This window comes from Terribacillus sp. JSM ZJ617 (assembly GCF_044383785.1).
Lineage (GTDB): Bacteria > Bacillota > Bacilli > Bacillales > Amphibacillaceae > Terribacillus.
Map to the genome: position 1 here is coordinate 206,236 of NZ_JBISEQ010000002.1, position 17,421 is coordinate 223,656.

Consider the following 17,421-nt stretch of genomic DNA (forward strand, 5'->3'; position numbering starts at 1 on the left):
ACATGAAACTTAAGGATATGTCAGTACTTATAGCAGTTATATTAGTGATCGTCATGCTGATCATCCCATTGCCGGATTGGCTTCTCAGCGTTCTGATCCTGACGAATATCTCGCTTGCTTTGATCGTCATTCTGGTGGCGATGAATACGGAGGAAGCGTTGCAATTCTCAATCTTCCCAACTCTCTTACTTTTGCTTACGCTATTCAGGCTGGCATTGAATATATCGACTACGAGAGCAATCCTTTCAGAAGGCCATGCCGGGGGTGTAGTAGAGACTTTCGGCAGCTTTGTAATCGGTGATAATCCGCTTGTCGGTTTTGTTGTTTTCATCATTTTGGTTATCATCCAATTCCTGGTCATCACAAAAGGGTCGGAGCGGGTATCTGAAGTAGCAGCCCGGTTCACACTTGATGCAATGCCAGGTAAGCAGATGAGTATCGATGCCGATTTGAATGCTGGCATGATATCAGATGTAGAAGCTAAAAAGCGCCGTGAAAAAGTGGAAAATGAAGCGGATTTCTACGGAGCAATGGATGGTGCAAGTAAATTCGTTAAAGGTGATGCCATTGCCGGAATCATTATTGTATTGATCAATATCGTATTCGGATTGATTATCGGGATGATGCAAATGGGCATGACCTTCCAGGATGCTATTAATACGTTTATGCGACTTACTATCGGTGATGGACTGGTCACACAAATACCGGCTATCTTGATTTCTACTGCAACAGGTATCGTGGTGACACGCGTAGCATCGGAAGGGAACCTGGGCAGTGATGTTACAAAGCAGCTATTCCGATACCCAAGTTTGTTATATATTGCGGCAGGGACAATCTTCATGCTCGGCTTGACACCGATCAACTTTTTCCTGACAACGACGATTGCTGCCATACTTGCCGGGTCTGGTTACTTCCTGTCCAGGATTCAGAAAAAGCAGGAGACAGTCGCAGAGGTCACAGAGGAAGTGCAAGAGGAAGCGACAATGAAGTCTTCGGACAATGTTGTGAATCTATTAAGTATGGATCCTATCGAATTCGAATTTGGTTATGCGCTCATACCGCTGGCGGATACGAATCAAGGAGGCGACTTGCTTGATAGAATTGTCATGATACGCAAACAGCTTGCAATCGAGCTTGGTATCGTTATTCCGGTTGTACGGATACGCGATAATATTCAGCTTGGCCCGAATGAATACCGTTTGAAGATAAAAGGAAATGAAGTAGCAGCTGGTGAAGTGCTGCTGGACCATTACTTAGCAATGAGTCCAGGTGTGGAAGATGATGGTCTGGATGGAATTGAAACACTCGAACCAGCTTTCGGCTTGCCTGCTAAATGGATCAGCGAGGACACGAAGGATGATGCGGAGCTTTCAGGCTACACGGTAGTTGATCCTCCTTCCGTCGTATCTACTCATCTTACGGAAACAATTAAGCGCCATGCGCATGAACTGCTTGGCAGACAGGAAACAAAGCAGCTTATCGATCACTTAAAGGAATCGTACCCAATATTGGCAGAAGAAGTAACACCGGATCCGCTTTCAGTTGGAGACGTACAAAAGGTACTGGCAAAGCTGCTGCGTGAGCATGTATCGGTTAGAAATCTGCCGGTTATATTCGAAACACTCGCTGACTTCGGCAGGATGACGACGGATACGGATTTGTTAGCGGAATATGCACGCCAAGCACTTGCACCGCAAATAACGAAGCAATATGTACAGAATAGTCAGCCGCTGCAGGTCATTACCGTATCCGGAGCTGTTGAGAAGGTCATAGCAGATCATATCCAGCAAACAGAGCATGGAAATTATTTGTCACTGGATCCTGAATCTCAGCAGAAAATCGTACAGTCAGTTATGGAACAAGCAGAACGTTTGTCTTTACGGGAAGAAACAGTAATTGTGTTGTGCTCTCCTACAATCCGGATGTATATGCGACAGCTGCTCGATCGCAATCTGCCGCATGCAGTCGTTCTGTCTTACAACGAATTGGATAATACAACAGAAATCAGGAGTGTCGGGATGGTGAATGTCGCATGAAAATGAAGAAATATACAGCTGCCACAATGCCCGAAGCAATGATTCAGATAAGACGTGAATTAGGTAAGGATGCAGTCATCCTACGAACAAAAGAACTGACAAGCGGCGGATTTCTCGGACTATTTAAAAAGAAACGGATTGAAGTCATTGCGGCTTTGGACAAGCAGGATGTGGCCAGCAGCGCTCGCACAGTGCCACCAGTTATTTCATCTGCTGTGTCTCTTGAGAAGAAAGAGACAAATCAAGCAGAAACAGATTTTTCGGCTGAAATAGCAGATCTTAAAAAGGAATTAATGTCTGCTCTTACTAACCAGACCCGACATTATGCCCTGCCATTGCAAGGATTGTATGATCGACTGCTTCATAACGAGGTTCATCCACAGATCGCTTCTGGTCTTATGGAACGCCTCTTGGAAGACGCTGTGAATGAGGATGAGGAACAAAGACTGCTTGATACGCTTATAAAGCGATTTGATAAGGTCCAGCAGCCCGCACGATTCGAAAAGAAATTTATACATCTTGTAGGTCCGACTGGTGTTGGTAAGACGACAACGATTGCAAAGCTTGCGGCAAAAAGCGCTTTAGTCGATAAAAAAAGAGTTGCTTTTATTACGACTGACACGTATAGAATTGCCGCAATCGATCAGCTGCGAACATACGCCAAAATACTGGAAGTTCCGCTTGAAGTTGCATATACGCTTGAAGATTATAAATCTGCCAGGGAAAAGCTGGCAGATTATGATGTGGTATTCGTCGATACAGCAGGAAGAAACTTCAAAGATTCCGCCTTTGTAAAAGAGCTTGAGCAAACGCTTGATTTGCAGAATGAAGCGGAAACGTATTTAACTTTGTCAATAACGACAAGAGCCAGCGATCTTTCGGAGATTTACGAACAGTTTGCACACCTGCCGATCAAGCAGTTCATTTTCACTAAATTAGATGAAGCGAGCCGTTACGGAGGTATCCTGAATTTGGTTCAGCAAGCACATATTGGTGTGGCGTATCTAACCCACGGTCAGGATGTACCGGATGATATTATCACACCATCCGCGTCTTACTTGGCAAAACGTGTAATGGAGGCGACAGCCCGTGCATGATCAAGCAGCTAAACTCCGGGCAAGTGTTCAGCGCACTTCACTTGGAAGAACCATAGCTGTTGCCAGCGGAAAAGGCGGAGTAGGCAAATCGAATTTCGCTCTTAACTTTTCGTTAGCCTTAAGCAAGCTTGGAAAATCAGTCTTGCTTATCGACTTGGATTTAGGAATGGGGAACATCGAGATATTGCTTGGCAAATCGGCCAAGCATTCCTTTGTGGAAATGATTCAAAATCGTTTAAAACTGGAACAAATCGTGGAAGCAGGACCAGATAATCTTGACTTCATTGCTGCTGGTGCAGCGATGAATGAACTCTTTCATATGGATGGTGCCGGATTCGCCCATTTTCAAAAAGAGTTTGAAAGAGCACAGCAAATCTATGACTTTGTGTTCCTGGATATGGGGGCTGGATTAACAGAAGAAAGTGCATCGTTCATCTTGGCCGCGGATGAAAGTATCGTTGTAACGACAACTGAACCGACTAGCATGATGGATGCATATGCCCTGATAAAACATATCAAACAGCGCGATGCTGCGCTGCCGATGCACCTGCTTGTAAATCGTGCAATCGACAAGCGCGAGGGACAGGATACAGCAGCTCGGATGAAGGAAGTAATACAGACATTTCTTCATACCGAGATAATGCTATTAGGTATCCTGCCGGAAGATAAGCAGGTTCCAAAGTCGGTAAAAATGCAGGAGCCATTCCTAAATCACAAGGATACAAAAGCGGGTCCAGTCATTAAGCGGCTTGCAGCCAGCTATCTGAAGCCTGCAGCAGAATCAACAGCTATAGAAAGAACATCGTTTATTGGCAGATTGAAAGATATATGGATGGGAGGAACTCGTAATGGGAAAGATCCGCGTTTTGGTCGTTGATGATTCCGCTTTTATGCGGAAAATCATTTCGGATTTACTGAGCAGTGATGATCGCTTGGAAGTTATCGGAACAGCACGCAATGGCAAGGATGGCCTGGACCAAATCAGCCAACTGAAACCAGATGTAGTAACGATGGATGTGGAAATGCCGATCATGAACGGACTGGATGCGCTGAAGCAAATCATGCTGAAGCACCCCCTGCCGGTTGTCATGCTCTCCAGCTTGACGAAGCAAGGTGCAGATATGACCATTCATGCCATGTCGCTCGGTGCAGTTGATTTCATTGCAAAACCGTCTGGTTCCATATCTTTGGACCTGGATAAAGTGCGGGACGAACTAGTCGTCAAAGTCGTGGCAGCAGCTTCCTCTCGTCTATCAATCAGGGAACAAGTAAAAGCTGCTGAGGTTAAAGTTTTCGCAAAGGCTCCAGAGAAGAAACGGGCTGATCGCAATTTGGTAGCGATTGGTACTTCTACTGGAGGTCCGAGAGCTCTGCAGGAAGTAATCGGAAAACTGCCCGCTGCACTGGCTGCTCCTGTTGTTGTCGTTCAACATATGCCAGTAGGATTCACGAAGTCCCTGGCAGAAAGGCTGGATAGTCTCAGTGCAATAAAAGTCAAGGAAGCCGAACAAAATGAAACTTTAAGAAACGGCGTGGTTTATATCGCGCCAGGCGGATATCATCTTACGATTGTGCAGGCAGATAGCAGACTTATTGCCAAACTGACATTGGAAGACCCTGTGAAGGGGCATCGGCCTTCTGTAGACAGAATGTTCGAATCAATCAGCAGTTTGGAAAATGTGGATGTATGTACCGTTATTATGACAGGCATGGGAGCGGATGGAACCGAGGGGCTGCGAAAAATCAAGAATAGACAGCCATCTGTCTACAGCATCGGTGAATCGGCAGAGTCTTGTGTTGTTTACGGTATGCCGAGAGCGGCAGCTGAGGCCGGACTGTTGCATCATGTTTGTCCAGTCCAGTCAATCGCCTCGGCAATCCAGCAGAGAATCAATCTATTAGAGGGGGTCAACAAATGGAAGTAGATCAGTATTTAGGTGTATTCATCGAAGAAAGCAAAGAACATCTTCAAGCTTTGAATCAGCATTTGCTAGAACTTGAAAAGCAGCCGGAAGATATTGGAGTTGTCAATGAAATTTTCCGTTCCGCTCATACGCTGAAAGGCATGTCGGCTACGATGGGTTATCAGGATTTAGCCAATTTGACGCATCAAATGGAAAACGTACTAGATGCAATCCGCAATCATCAGATTAAAATCAACCCAGAGATTCTTGATGTGGTTTTTGAGGCTGTAGATAGTCTGGAAGAGATGGTCCTCGATATTGAATCCGGTGGAGCAGGAACAAAAGAGGTAAGTGAGTTGGTCAGCCAGCTTGCGGCAATTGAATCTGGCGAAGCACCGCTTCAGGTAGCTGCAGCAGTTGCAGAGGAAAAGGTTAGTGATACCTCAGGTCTTATTCTGGATGAATTCGAGCTGTCTGTATTACGGGAAAGCGAAGAAAAAGGATTCCAAACCTTCTATACAAAAGTTACGTTGCGTGAAGATTGTATGCTGAAGGCTGCCCGGGTTTACATGGTATTCGAAGTACTTGAATCTTTGGGAGAAGTAGTCAAGAGCAATCCGGAGGTTTCCCAGCTTGAGGATGAAGCATTCGACCTGACGTTTGAAGTGTTACTCGTGACAAAAGAGAAGAAAGAACTTATCGAGGAGAAGGTCCTGAAAGTATCTGAGATAGATGCTGTCTCCATCCAAAACTTTTTCGTCGATACATATAAGCACGCACAGGATGAAGGAAAAGAAGAAGTAACTGCTTCTGTGCTTGAAGAAAAGGTACAAGAAACAACAAATGAGAAAAAAGCCCAGCAAAGCAACAAGACGATTCGCGTGAATATTGAACGCCTGGATATTCTGATGAATCTGTTTGAAGAGCTAGTCATAGATCGCGGCAGACTTGAACAGATTGCCGAAGATGTGAAGCATCCAGAACTGCACGAGACAGTTGAGCGGATGGCTAGAATCTCTGGTGACCTTCAAAGTATCGTACTGACTATGCGGATGGTTTCGATTGATCAAGTATTCAACCGCTTCCCGCGTATGGTAAGGCAGCTTGCAAAAGATCTTGGCAAGAAAATTGATCTGCAGATCGAAGGCGCTGAAACAGAGCTGGACCGTACAGTAATCGATGAAATTGGTGACCCGCTTGTACATTTGATCCGCAACAGTCTGGATCATGGCGTGGAAACTCCGGAAGTAAGACGTGAGCTAGGCAAGCCAGAAACAGGAACAATTAAACTGAAAGCCTACCATTCCGGAAATCATGTTTTTATTGATATTACCGACGATGGTGCCGGAATTAACCGTAAGAAAGTTACGGAAAAAGCAATTAAAAATGGACTTATCACAAAAGAACAAGCAGCAATCATGACTGATAATCAAGTATTCGGCTTGATCATGCAGAGCGGCTTTTCAACAGCTGACACTATTTCTGATATTTCAGGTCGCGGTGTTGGTTTGGATGTTGTCCGCAATACGATCGAATCACTTGGCGGAACTATTACAATCAATTCCGAAGAAGGAAAAGGATCAGTATTCAGCATAGAATTGCCGCTGACATTATCAATTATCAGTGTCTTGCTTGTTGAGATCCAAAAAGAAAAATATGCTGTTCCGCTATCTTCTATCATCGAAACAGCAATTATTCCGAAAGCGGATATCATGTATGTCCATAATCAAGCAGTAATCGATTTCCGGGGCAGAGTCGTTCCTCTTGTTTCCTTGAAAGACGTTTTCCAAGTACCTGAAGTGAAAGAAGAGGCGGATCACTATTCTGTTGTCATCATTAAAAAAGGTGACAAATCAGCTGGATTGATTGTAGATGGATTTATCGGGCAGCAAGAAATCGTCCTTAAATCCTTAGGAAACTACTTGACTGAAATCTTCGCTATCTCTGGAGCTACCATCTTGGGAGATGGCCAAGTAGCACTTATCATCGACAGCAATGCGTTAATCAAATAAGGAGGGTTCATCATGGCAGAAGAAATCGTACAAGATGTAAAAGTTATTGTTTTTCAGTTGAAAAATGAAGAATACGCAGTACCTGTGACACAGGTTGGGTCTATCGAGAAGATGGAACATATTACGAGAGTCCCGAACACAGAAAGCTTTATCAAAGGTGTTATCAATATGCGCGGTGTTGTGACGCCAATCGTTGATTTGCGAAGCCGTCTCGGACTTGAAGAGACACCGGTCGATGAAAATACAAGAATCATCATTGTGGATCTGGATGACACGTCAATCGGTTTGATTGTGGATGCAGCGAATGATGTCTTGGATATACCAGTAGATAAAATAGAAGAGGCGCCGCAAGTCATTGGGGCGATCAACATTGATTACATCGACGGGGTAGTGAAACTTGAGGACAGACTTGTCATTTTACTTGATCTGCGAAAAGTCTTGAAATTCCATGAAATCGAAGCAATCAAGTCCATCGAAAGCTGATGTATGATCTTCGCTATATAACGGAAGATCAGCTGGATGCATTAAAAGAAGCAGGAAACATTGGTGCAGGAAATGCAGCTACAGCGCTTTCTACTTTGCTCCGCCAAGACATCGATATGAAAGTGCCAGCGGTCCGAATCTGTCACTTTAATGAATTGATTGAATCGATTGGCGGAGCTGAGCAGCCGCTGGCAGCTATCTATCTCAGGGTTCAGGGAGATGCGCCTGGAAATATGTTCTTCTTGCTCCAGCCAGCTGAAGCAGAGTTATTCGTTCATTATATAACGGGGAATGAGAGCTTTTCATGGTCCAGCACGACTCATGATGACATAAACCTTTCCGCTTTGCATGAAATGGGAAACATACTCGCTGGAAGCTATCTATCTGCGATTAGCGACTTCGCCAAAGTTAATATGCAGCCTTCAGTTCCACAAATCAGTGTCGATATGGGAGGCGCTATTTTAGCGAATGGCTTAATTGAGATAGCTCAGGAAAGCGATTATACCGTGGTTATCGATACGGTCATCTCACTGAGCGATCCGAATGAGCAGCAGCACATGGTTGAGGGGAAATTTCTGCTGCTATTGGATCCAGATGCATTCGGTCATTTATTCCATGCTTTAGGAGTAGAGGCAGATGACTGAGGCCGAAATCTTGCATGTCGGGATAGCTGATGCAAAAATCGCTTCCTATCCGCAGCATCTTCGGACAGCCGGGCTTGGATCCTGTGTCGGTGTTGTCGTTTACGATAAGCAAAGAGGAATTGCTGGCTTGGCGCATGTCATGCTCCCAGACTCCAGTTTAGCTAAACAGACTCAGATGAACCGCAATAAATATGCAGATACAGCTATGGATGACCTGATTGCCAATCTGCTGCGCCAAGGCGGAAGCAGGAGTCACTTTAAAGCGAAGCTTGCAGGCGGAGCCCAGATGTTCTCCTTCATGTCCAGTGACGAGAAAATGCGAATTGGTCCTCGTAATATCGAAGCGGTGGAACAGAAGTTGCGGGAATACCGCATCCCTATCGAAAGCAAGGATGTCGGGGGCAGCAATGGACGCACGATTGAATTTAATACGGATACATGTGGTTTGAGGATTAAAACAGTTAGCAAAGAGGAAGAGATCATATAATGGAGCAGCTTCATTCTTATGACGTAACAGCAAACAAAGGAGGGAGTTTCATGATCAATTATGGATCAGAAACAGAACAGCAGTATTGGAACAGCTGGTTTTATAAAAAAGACAGCGATGCTGCCAATGAATTGATGCGAATGTATATGCATGTAGTGGATTACCATACGCAGCGCATCGCTGCGCACCTTCCCTCCAGTGTGAGCAGAGATGATGTCAGAAGCTTCGGTTACACAGGATTGTATGATGCTTTACAGAAGTTCGAGCCAAGCCGGGATTTCAAATTTGAAACATATGCTTCCTTCCGTGTAAGAGGGGCAATAATGGACGGTCTGCGGAAGGAAGATTGGCTTCCGAGAACCGTCCGTGATAAAGTGAAGAAAATAGAAGCGGCTGCCAGTAAGCTCGAACAAACGCTGGAACGGAAACCGACCAGCGTGGAGATTGCGAAACAGACGGGCTTAAGCCGTGAGGAAGTAGAAGAGGCGGTGCGGGATGCACTGTTTTCAAATGTTCTTTCCATGGATGATAAACCTGCACGGCCCAAGCAAGACACCCAGGAAACAAGCTATGTCCTTCCTGATCTCAAGACCCCTCAGCCTGAAGATGCAGTGCTGCAGAAGGAACTTGTTCTGCAGCTGACAGACAGCATCAAGCAGCTGAATCAGCATGAACAGCTTGTTATCAGTCTATTCTATAAGGAAGAATTGACGTTTACAGAAATCGGGCACATACTGGAATTGACAACATCACGAATATCGCAGATTCACAAACGTGCCATATTCAAATTACGGGAATCACTAGCCAAGCTTTCAGCGATCAGCTGAAAGCTATTTCCCTATTTTATAGAAAGAAGGTTTTTCATGCTAACACTACTTGTCTGTGCCAGTCTTCTCCTTCATGTACTGACCTTCATTGCTATCCGCGCGTTGCAATCAAACATACAGCAGCAGGAAACCCGCCATCAGACGGATAAACAAGCGTATGAAGACATGTTAGGCTCCATACTTGTTGAATTGAAAGAAGAAAATGACCGGCTTCTTCAAGCGGAACCCCAGCCATGGGAAGTCAATACGAAAAAAAACATGGTGGAGATAATCAACGAACCTTCTCCTGCTTCAGAAGAAGATACACCTTCTGTTTCCGATTACACCCCTCCCCAGCCAGCAGAGGAGGAAGATCAAGTATCCATGTCCAATCTCGGACGTGTATTGCAGCTTCATGACCAGGGACTTGATTCTACAGAGATTGCAAAACAGCTCGGAATGGGGAAGACAGAAGTAGAATTGATTCTGCTGATGAAGAAAAATGGTGAAAATAGCAGAAAAAGTTGAGAAAGTACAAAAACATGTCTAAGATGCTTGATTGATGGTAATAGCTGTGCTATATTTATTTTTGGTGTTAATACACACGTCTGCCGATTTTTACGGGAGGTGCTGAGAAGTTGTCAGTTCCCGATAAAAGATGAAGCAGTCGGAGGAGAAAAAACCATTAGGAGGAAACACTATGTCAGTCATTTCAATGAAACAATTGCTTGAAGCTGGTGTTCATTTCGGTCACCAGACTCGCCGTTGGAACCCGAAAATGAAGAAATATATCTTCACTGAGCGTAACGGCATCTACATCATCGACCTTCAGAAAACTGTGAAGAAAGTCGACGAAGCTTACAACTACGTGAAAGAACTTGCTGCTGATGGCGGTACAATTCTATTCGTAGGTACGAAAAAACAAGCACAGGAATCTGTGAAAGAAGAAGCGATCCGTTCTGGTCAGTACTTCGTTAACCAACGTTGGTTGGGTGGTACGCTTACTAACTTCCAGACAATCCGCAAACGTATCAACCGTTTGAAATCCATCGAGCGCATGGAAGAAGACGGTACTTTCGAAGTACTTCCTAAAAAAGAAGTAGTAGGTTTGCTTAAAGAAAAAGAACGTCTTGTTAAATTCCTTGGCGGTATCAAAGACATGGAAAGAATTCCTGACGCTCTATTCGTTATCGACCCACGCAAAGAAAGAATCGCAATTGCAGAAGCTCACAAATTGAACATTCCAATCATCGGTATCGTTGATACTAACTGTGATCCGGATGAGATCGATTACGTGATCCCTGCGAATGACGACGCTATCCGCGCTGTCAAATTGCTTACTTCCAAAATGGCTGACGCTATCCTGGAATCCAAGCAAGGTGAAGAATTGGAAGATCAAGAAGCTCCAGCTGAAGAAGCTACAGAAGCTGTAAGCGAGTAATGGATGAAGGGTGATAAGGGGGGACCTTTTATCACCCTTTTTTCAAGAAATAAATTGTCCAAACCCTTAAGGAGGCATTTACGATGGCAATCACGGCACAAATGGTAAAAGAATTGCGCGAAAAAACTGGCGCAGGTATGATGGATTGTAAAAAAGCTTTGACACAAACAGATGGTGACATGGAGAAAGCAATTGATTACCTTCGCGAGAACGGTATTGCGAAAGCAGCTAAAAAAGCAGATCGTATCGCTGCTGAAGGTTTGACTTTCATCGCTACAGAAGGCAATCATGCTGTATTGCTTGAAGTGAACTGTGAAACTGACTTCGTTACTAAAAACGATCAGTTCAAAACCCTTTTGAACGATCTTGCTCAACATATCCTTACTAACAAACCAGCTAGCGTAGAAGAAGCTTCAGAACAAAAAATCAACGCTGACCAAACTGTTGGTGAATACATCAATGCTGCTATCGCGAAAATCGGTGAAAAGATTTCCCTTCGCCGCTTTGCACTAGTAAGCAAAGAAGACAACCAAGCTTTCGGCGCATATACACATGGCGGCGGACGCATCGGTGTATTGGCATTGCTTGATGGCACAACTGATGCAGAGCTTGGTAAAGATGTTGCAATGCACATCGCTGCGGTAAACCCTCGTTACGTTTCCCGTGATGCAGTGGCTGCTGATGAAGTAGAACGCGAGCGCGAAGTATTGAAAACACAAGCTCTTAACGAAGGCAAGCCAGAAAATATCGTTGAAAAGATGGTAGAAGGCCGTCTTGGCAAATTCTTCGAAGAGATTTGCTTGCTTGAGCAAAGCTTCATCAAAGATCCAGATCAAAAAGTGAAGAAATACGTATCCGACAAAGGTGCTTCTGTAGTTAACTTTGTTCGTTATGAAGTAGGCGAAGGTATGGAAAAACGTGAAGATAACTTCGTTGACGAAGTAATGAGCCAAGTTAAAAAATAAGTACGACAAAAGAGGGGACACTTGGTGTTCCCTTTTTTACAAAATACATACCTTTGGAGGCAATGATGACAACAGCACGCTACAAACGAATCGTATTGAAACTAAGTGGAGAAGCATTAAGCGGCCAAGTCGGCTATGGTATTGAACCTTCCGTCATCCGTTCCATTGCAGAACAAGTAAAAGAAGTAGCCGAAATGGGAGTAGAAGTTGCAGTCGTCGTAGGCGGCGGTAACATCTGGCGCGGAAAAGTCGGCAGCGAAATGGGAATGGACCGTGCAAATGCTGACTATATGGGTATGCTGGCAACAGTGATGAACTCACTAGCGTTACAGGATAGCTTAGAGAACCTAGGTATTCCGACAAGAGTGCAGACATCTATTGAAATGCGCCAAGTAGCTGAGCCTTACATTCGACGCAAGGCGATTCGTCACCTTGAAAAAAATCGTGTCGTCATCTTTGCAGCTGGTACAGGAAACCCTTACTTCTCGACTGATACGACAGCAGCCTTAAGAGCAGCTGAGATCGAGGCTGAAGTAATCCTGATGGCAAAGAATAATGTTGATGGCGTGTACAATGCAGATCCTAAATTGGTAGCAGACGCTGTGAAGTATGACTCCCTGACTTATTTGGATGTCCTAAATGAAGGACTTGGAGTCATGGATGCGACAGCTTCCTCTCTATGTATGGATAATGATATCCCGCTACTTGTGTTCTCTATCAGCGAAAAAGGAAACATTAAAAGAGCAGTTTCCGGTGAGAATATCGGAACAATTATAAGGGGGAATAAATAATGTCAACAGCAATCATTTCTGATGCAAAAAGCAAAATGGCACATGCAGTACAGGCTTTCTCCAGACAGCTGGCGACTGTACGTGCAGGGCGTGCGAATCCTTCTCTTTTGGATAGTGTATATGCAGATTATTATGGTGCTACCACACCATTGAACCAGTTAGCAAGTATCACTGCTCCAGAAGCACGTATGCTTGTTATCACACCTTACGATAAAACGGCAATCTCCGATATCGAGAAAGCTATCCAAAAGGCTGATCTTGGACTATCTCCTTCCAGTGATGGTAATGTAATCCGTCTCAGCATCCCTGCTCTGACAGAAGAGCGACGCAAGGATTTAGTGAAAGTCGTTTCTAAATACTTGGAAGAGGCGAAAGTTCAAATCCGTAATATTCGCCGTGACAGCAACGATCAGTTGAAGAAAGCTGAAAAGAATAAAGAGATCACTGCGGATGATTTGAAAGGCTTCCAGGATGAAGTGCAGACGGAAACGGATAAGCACATCAGCCAGCTTGAAGGTCTTGCAAAAGACAAAGAAAAAGAAATAATGGAAGTTTGACCCTTAACCATGTAAAATAAGTACTACAAGACCCTCTTGCTAAAGGGGGTTTTTGCTCTTTTTGTGACATACAAGAGCAGTACTGCACAGGGCGCCTCTGGCTCTTTTCAGTCAGCAGAGAAAATAGCCCAATGGAGGATTCAAAATGATTAAACTTCCTTTTTTCAATAGGAAAAGAAGAATAGAGTTACAGCCGTCGACACTGAAGCTTGAGAATATCCCGGAACATGTGGCCATTATCATGGATGGAAATGGACGCTGGGCGAAAAAGCGCGGACTTCCCCGGATTGCTGGACACAAAGAAGGGATGACAACTGTCCGGCGGATTGTAAAGGCTGCAAACAGGATCGATGTGAAGGTACTTACACTATATGCCTTTTCCAAAGAAAACTGGAAACGGCCGCAGGCGGAAGTGGACTTTTTGATGAAGCTCCCAAAGGAGTTTCTTACAACTTACTTGCCTGAGCTTATCGAAGAGAACGTTAAAGTACAGACTATAGGGGATCTGGACGGTTTACCTTCCTTCACTAGGGAAGCAGTCAAGGAAGCGATGGAGCAGACGAAGCACAATGACGGTCTTATCCTTAACTTCGCATTGAATTATGGCGGACGGTATGAGCTTGTTCATGCTGTGCAAAATATGATGCAGGATATATCTGACAAGAAGCTGCAAATGGAAGATATCGATGAGTCATGTATCTCCCGCTACTTATATACTGAAAAATTAGCAGACCCGGATTTGATAATCCGCACAAGCGGCGAGCATCGGTTAAGCAATTTTCTGCTTTGGCAGAGCGCTTATTCAGAGCTATGGTTCACGGAAGTATTGTGGCCTGATTTCGATGAATTGCTGTTCGAACAGGCAGTCAGTGATTTCCAGAACAGAAAACGGCGCTATGGCGGTATTTGAGGTGAATATTAAACAATGAAGCAACGATTGATCACAGCGGTTATTGCAGGCATATTCTTCATGATTTTTGTATTGCTTGGCGGGGCATGGTTCGAAGCGTTCATTTATTTGATCGCGACCATAGCCTTCATCGAGCTGCTGCGTATGCGCAAAATCGCGAAATATAAAGTACCATCCATCGTGAGTGTGCTCCTGCTATGGGGCCTTTTAGCCCCGGATTTGGGCATGATCAACACCATGTTCGATTTACATATCAATAAAACGGACATCCTTTTATTCTCCGTTATCCTTCTCTTGAGCTATACGGTACTGGCAAAGAACCGATTCACTTTCGAAGATGCAGGTTTCCTGCTGATTACAGTAGTGTATATCGGTTTTGGCTTCCTCTATTTCATTATTACGAGGAATGCTCCAAATGAAATTATCGGAGATCATATTGTTACCGGATTGTCCAAGTTCATATTTGTCTTGGTTGTCATTTGGGCAACTGATTCGGGAGCTTATTTCTTCGGAAAAGCTTTCGGTAAACATAAGCTATGGCCTACTATCAGTCCGAACAAAACAATTGAGGGAGGCATAGGCGGCCTCGTTCTCGGCTGTATAGCAGGAATAGTATTCCAGTTTATTTCCCCTGTGAGCAGCTCCCTTTTAATTGTGGCTGGTGTATGTATCCTGATTGCTGTCTTCGGTCAGCTTGGAGATATGGTCGAATCTGCCTTCAAACGTCATTATCTTGTAAAAGATTCTGGGAAAATCCTGCCGGGACACGGCGGAATTTTGGATCGTTTCGACAGTATGATTTTTGTTTTCCCAATCCTGCATTTAATTCAATTCATTTAATAGAGTATAAAGAGGAGCGTGTCCGATGAAAACAATCGCATTATTAGGTGCAACCGGTTCGATCGGTCTGCAGACATTGGATGTGATCCGCAACCATCCGGAGGCATTTCGGCTGCACAGTATGGCATTTGGCCGTAACATTGAAAAAGCGATGCCGCTTATCAAGGAATTCGAGCCTGCTGTAGTAGTTGTACAGGATGAACAGACCAAAGAGAAACTTCATCAGACACTTCCAAATGCAGAAATACTGGTTGGTTCCGCTGGAATGGTAGCAATCTCATCAGCAGGTGAAGTGGATGTGGTCGTAAATGCAGTCCTTGGCAGTATCGGACTGGAAGCGACGCTCGAAGCAATCCGTGCCAAGAAGCAAGTCGCATTCGCGAATAAGGAGACGCTTGTGTCAGCCGGACACCTTGTCATGGCTGAAGCAAAGAAACATGGTGTCAATCTGCTTCCGGTAGATAGTGAGCATGCTGCAATATTCCAATGTCTGAATGGAGAGAAGCTTGAGGATGTGAATAAGCTGATCATTACTGCTTCTGGAGGCAGTTTCCGTGATAAAACAAGAGACGAGCTCAAGCATGTAACATTGGAGGACGCTCTGCGCCATCCGAACTGGAGCATGGGACAAAAAATAACCATCGATTCCGCAACAATGATGAACAAGGGCTTGGAAGTCATTGAAGCACATTGGCTATTCGGTATCGATTATGATGATATCGAGGTTGTCCAGCACCGCGAGAGTATCATCCATTCCATGGTAGAGTACAAGGATTACAGTGTCATCGCCCAGCTTGGTACACCTGATATGCGGGTTCCGATCCAGTACGCCCTTACCTACCCTGAAAGACTTGATTTAGCAGTTTCAAAAAGGTTAAACTTAGTGGAAATAGGCAAACTCCACTTTGAAGAAATGAGTATGGAACGATTCCCTTGTTTGCGTATGGCATACGATGCAGGCAGAGCCGGCGGCACTGCTACTACCGTATTGAATGCTGCAAATGAGGAGGCTGTAGCCCTGTTTCTTGCGGGAAAGATCTCTTTCCTGACAATCGAGGATTATGTAGCACGCGCATTAGATGCACATGCCTATGAATCTTTCCCTTCTTTGGAAACAATCATGGAAACAGATCGTCTCACGCGGAGTCAAGTGAGGTCCTATATCCAATAAAGGCAGGTGCCCATTGTGACAACTATTATTGCGTTTATCCTAGTGTTCGGACTGCTCGTTTTCGTGCACGAACTCGGACATTTAATTTTTGCGAAGCGAGCAGGCATGCTAGCTCGGGAATTCGCCATCGGTTTTGGACCGAAGATCTTTTCCTGGATGAAGAATGAGACACTTTACACAATCAGACTTCTCCCGATTGGGGGATATGTCCGCGTTGCCGGTGAAGATCCGGAGATCGTGGAATTAAAGCCTGGTCATCATATCGGTCTAGAATTCAATGACAAACAGGAAGTAACGAAGATTATCGTCAATAATAAATCCAAGCATCCGTATGCACGTGTCATTGAAGTTGAAAGTGCAGATTTGGACCATAACCTAATGATATATGGCTATGAAATAGGGGAGGAAGAGCGACTGTCTTTCCCTGTCCATGAAAAGGCTATGTACGTGATGGATGAGACAGAAACACAAATCGCTCCGTATAACCGCCAATTCGCTTCAAAGAACAAGCGCCAGCGGGCGATGCAATTGTTTGCCGGTCCAATGATGAATTTCCTGCTTGCACTTGTGCTGTTTTTCATCCTGGCCCTGATACAGGGGGTGCCAGCTGATAATGCAGCTGTAGGTACTGTACAAGACGGTTCTGCAGCACAAGAAGCTGGAATCCGATCAGGTGATGAAATTACAGCAATCGATGGTACACCTGTACAAACTTGGGAAGAATTCACGACTATTGTTCGAGAGAACCCTGAAAAAGAGCTTGAGGCAACAATCGTACGGGACGGCCAGGAACAGCAGCTGATGATGACTCCTGCACTTGTGGAAAATGGCGATCAGAAAATTGGTCAGATCGGTGTAACACTCGCAATGGAGAAGAGTTTCTTAGGAGCGATTCCTTATACTTTCCAGCAAACATGGGAATTCGGAACGATGATTATCACCAATTTGGGACAGCTCATAACTGGTCAGCTTAGTATCGATGCGCTTTCCGGTCCAGTTGGTATATATGATGCGACAGATCAAGTAGTAAAAACGGGATTGATCAATTTGATCCAGTGGACAGCACTGCTCAGTGTCAATCTTGGTATCGTTAACCTCGTCCCGCTACCCGCACTTGACGGAGGACGGTTGTTGTTCATCGGTGTGGAAGCATTGAGAGGTAAGCCGGTTGAACCACAAAAAGAGGCAGTGGTCCATTTCATTGGGTTCGCTCTGCTTATGCTTTTGATGATCGTGGTCACCTGGAATGATATACAGCGGCTATTTTTATGATGCAG

At 44.7% G+C, this 17,421-nt stretch carries 18 protein-coding genes; all 18 read left to right on the forward strand.

The window, feature by feature from the left end; all coding sequences use genetic code 11:
• Nucleotides 1–2 precede the first annotated feature (2 nt).
• Nucleotides 3–2,036 carry a flagellar biosynthesis protein FlhA gene (gene flhA, locus ACH6C1_RS07310; protein ID WP_374076002.1) on the forward strand — a complete coding sequence of 678 codons (2,034 nt, stop codon included), beginning with the start codon at nucleotides 3–5 and terminating at the stop codon, nucleotides 2,034–2,036.
• Complete coding sequence (flhF, locus tag ACH6C1_RS07315; RefSeq protein WP_374076004.1) at nucleotides 2,033–3,133, forward strand: flagellar biosynthesis GTPase FlhF; 1,101 nt, start codon at nucleotides 2,033–2,035, stop codon at nucleotides 3,131–3,133. Before flhA ends, flhF begins: the two co-directional genes overlap by 4 nt.
• On the forward strand, nucleotides 3,126–4,010 hold the full coding sequence (locus ACH6C1_RS07320; protein WP_374076006.1) for a MinD/ParA family protein: 885 nt from the start codon (nucleotides 3,126–3,128) through the stop codon (nucleotides 4,008–4,010). Before flhF ends, ACH6C1_RS07320 begins: the two co-directional genes overlap by 8 nt.
• Nucleotides 3,982–5,058, forward strand: coding sequence for a protein-glutamate methylesterase/protein-glutamine glutaminase (locus tag ACH6C1_RS07325; protein WP_366249614.1), 1,077 nt, complete (start codon nucleotides 3,982–3,984; stop codon nucleotides 5,056–5,058). Before ACH6C1_RS07320 ends, ACH6C1_RS07325 begins: the two co-directional genes overlap by 29 nt.
• Nucleotides 5,049–7,049, forward strand: coding sequence for a chemotaxis protein CheW (locus tag ACH6C1_RS07330; RefSeq protein WP_374076008.1), 2,001 nt, complete (start codon nucleotides 5,049–5,051; stop codon nucleotides 7,047–7,049). Before ACH6C1_RS07325 ends, ACH6C1_RS07330 begins: the two co-directional genes overlap by 10 nt.
• A 12-nt stretch (nucleotides 7,050–7,061) precedes the next feature.
• On the forward strand, nucleotides 7,062–7,532 hold the full coding sequence (locus ACH6C1_RS07335; protein WP_374076010.1) for a chemotaxis protein CheW: 471 nt from the start codon (nucleotides 7,062–7,064) through the stop codon (nucleotides 7,530–7,532).
• On the forward strand, nucleotides 7,532–8,176 hold the full coding sequence (locus tag ACH6C1_RS07340) for a chemotaxis protein CheC (protein ID WP_095223138.1): 645 nt from the start codon (nucleotides 7,532–7,534) through the stop codon (nucleotides 8,174–8,176). The genes ACH6C1_RS07335 and ACH6C1_RS07340 overlap by 1 nt, the downstream gene beginning before the upstream one ends.
• Nucleotides 8,169–8,663 carry a chemotaxis protein CheD gene (locus ACH6C1_RS07345; protein WP_374076013.1) on the forward strand — a complete coding sequence of 165 codons (495 nt, stop codon included), beginning with the start codon at nucleotides 8,169–8,171 and terminating at the stop codon, nucleotides 8,661–8,663. Before ACH6C1_RS07340 ends, ACH6C1_RS07345 begins: the two co-directional genes overlap by 8 nt.
• A gap of 50 nt (nucleotides 8,664–8,713) precedes the next feature.
• A complete protein-coding gene (locus ACH6C1_RS07350) occupies nucleotides 8,714–9,490 on the forward strand; it encodes a FliA/WhiG family RNA polymerase sigma factor (RefSeq protein ID WP_374076015.1) in 777 nt (258 codons plus the stop codon).
• Nucleotides 9,491–9,526: 36 nt separating this feature from the next.
• Nucleotides 9,527–9,997 (forward strand): DUF6115 domain-containing protein, encoded by a 471-nt coding sequence (locus ACH6C1_RS07355; RefSeq protein ID WP_374076017.1) that lies wholly within the window; start codon nucleotides 9,527–9,529, stop codon nucleotides 9,995–9,997.
• Between the two features lie 172 nt (nucleotides 9,998–10,169).
• Entirely contained in the window at nucleotides 10,170–10,910 is a 741-nt protein-coding gene (rpsB, locus tag ACH6C1_RS07360) for a 30S ribosomal protein S2 (protein WP_095223141.1), read from the forward strand.
• A gap of 83 nt (nucleotides 10,911–10,993) precedes the next feature.
• Nucleotides 10,994–11,875: a translation elongation factor Ts gene (gene tsf, locus ACH6C1_RS07365; RefSeq protein ID WP_095223142.1), complete on the forward strand. Its 882-nt coding sequence runs from the start codon at nucleotides 10,994–10,996 to the stop codon at nucleotides 11,873–11,875.
• Between the two features lie 65 nt (nucleotides 11,876–11,940).
• Nucleotides 11,941–12,666, forward strand: coding sequence for a UMP kinase (gene pyrH / locus ACH6C1_RS07370; protein ID WP_095223143.1), 726 nt, complete (start codon nucleotides 11,941–11,943; stop codon nucleotides 12,664–12,666).
• The gene (frr, locus tag ACH6C1_RS07375) at nucleotides 12,666–13,223 is read left to right on the forward strand and encodes a ribosome recycling factor (RefSeq protein WP_095223144.1); all 558 of its coding nucleotides are present in this window, start codon (nucleotides 12,666–12,668) and stop codon (nucleotides 13,221–13,223) included. The genes pyrH and frr overlap by 1 nt, the downstream gene beginning before the upstream one ends.
• A gap of 145 nt (nucleotides 13,224–13,368) precedes the next feature.
• Nucleotides 13,369–14,133: an undecaprenyl pyrophosphate synthase gene (locus ACH6C1_RS07380; protein WP_366249620.1), complete on the forward strand. Its 765-nt coding sequence runs from the start codon at nucleotides 13,369–13,371 to the stop codon at nucleotides 14,131–14,133.
• A gap of 15 nt (nucleotides 14,134–14,148) precedes the next feature.
• Nucleotides 14,149–14,973, forward strand: a complete 825-nt coding sequence (locus ACH6C1_RS07385) for a phosphatidate cytidylyltransferase (RefSeq protein WP_095223146.1) — start codon at nucleotides 14,149–14,151, stop codon at nucleotides 14,971–14,973.
• A 25-nt stretch (nucleotides 14,974–14,998) separates the two neighbouring features.
• Entirely contained in the window at nucleotides 14,999–16,144 is a 1,146-nt protein-coding gene (locus tag ACH6C1_RS07390; RefSeq protein WP_374076021.1) for a 1-deoxy-D-xylulose-5-phosphate reductoisomerase, read from the forward strand.
• A 15-nt stretch (nucleotides 16,145–16,159) separates the two neighbouring features.
• On the forward strand, nucleotides 16,160–17,416 hold the full coding sequence (gene rseP / locus ACH6C1_RS07395) for an RIP metalloprotease RseP (RefSeq protein WP_095223148.1): 1,257 nt from the start codon (nucleotides 16,160–16,162) through the stop codon (nucleotides 17,414–17,416).
• Nucleotides 17,417–17,421: the final 5 nt, after the last annotated feature.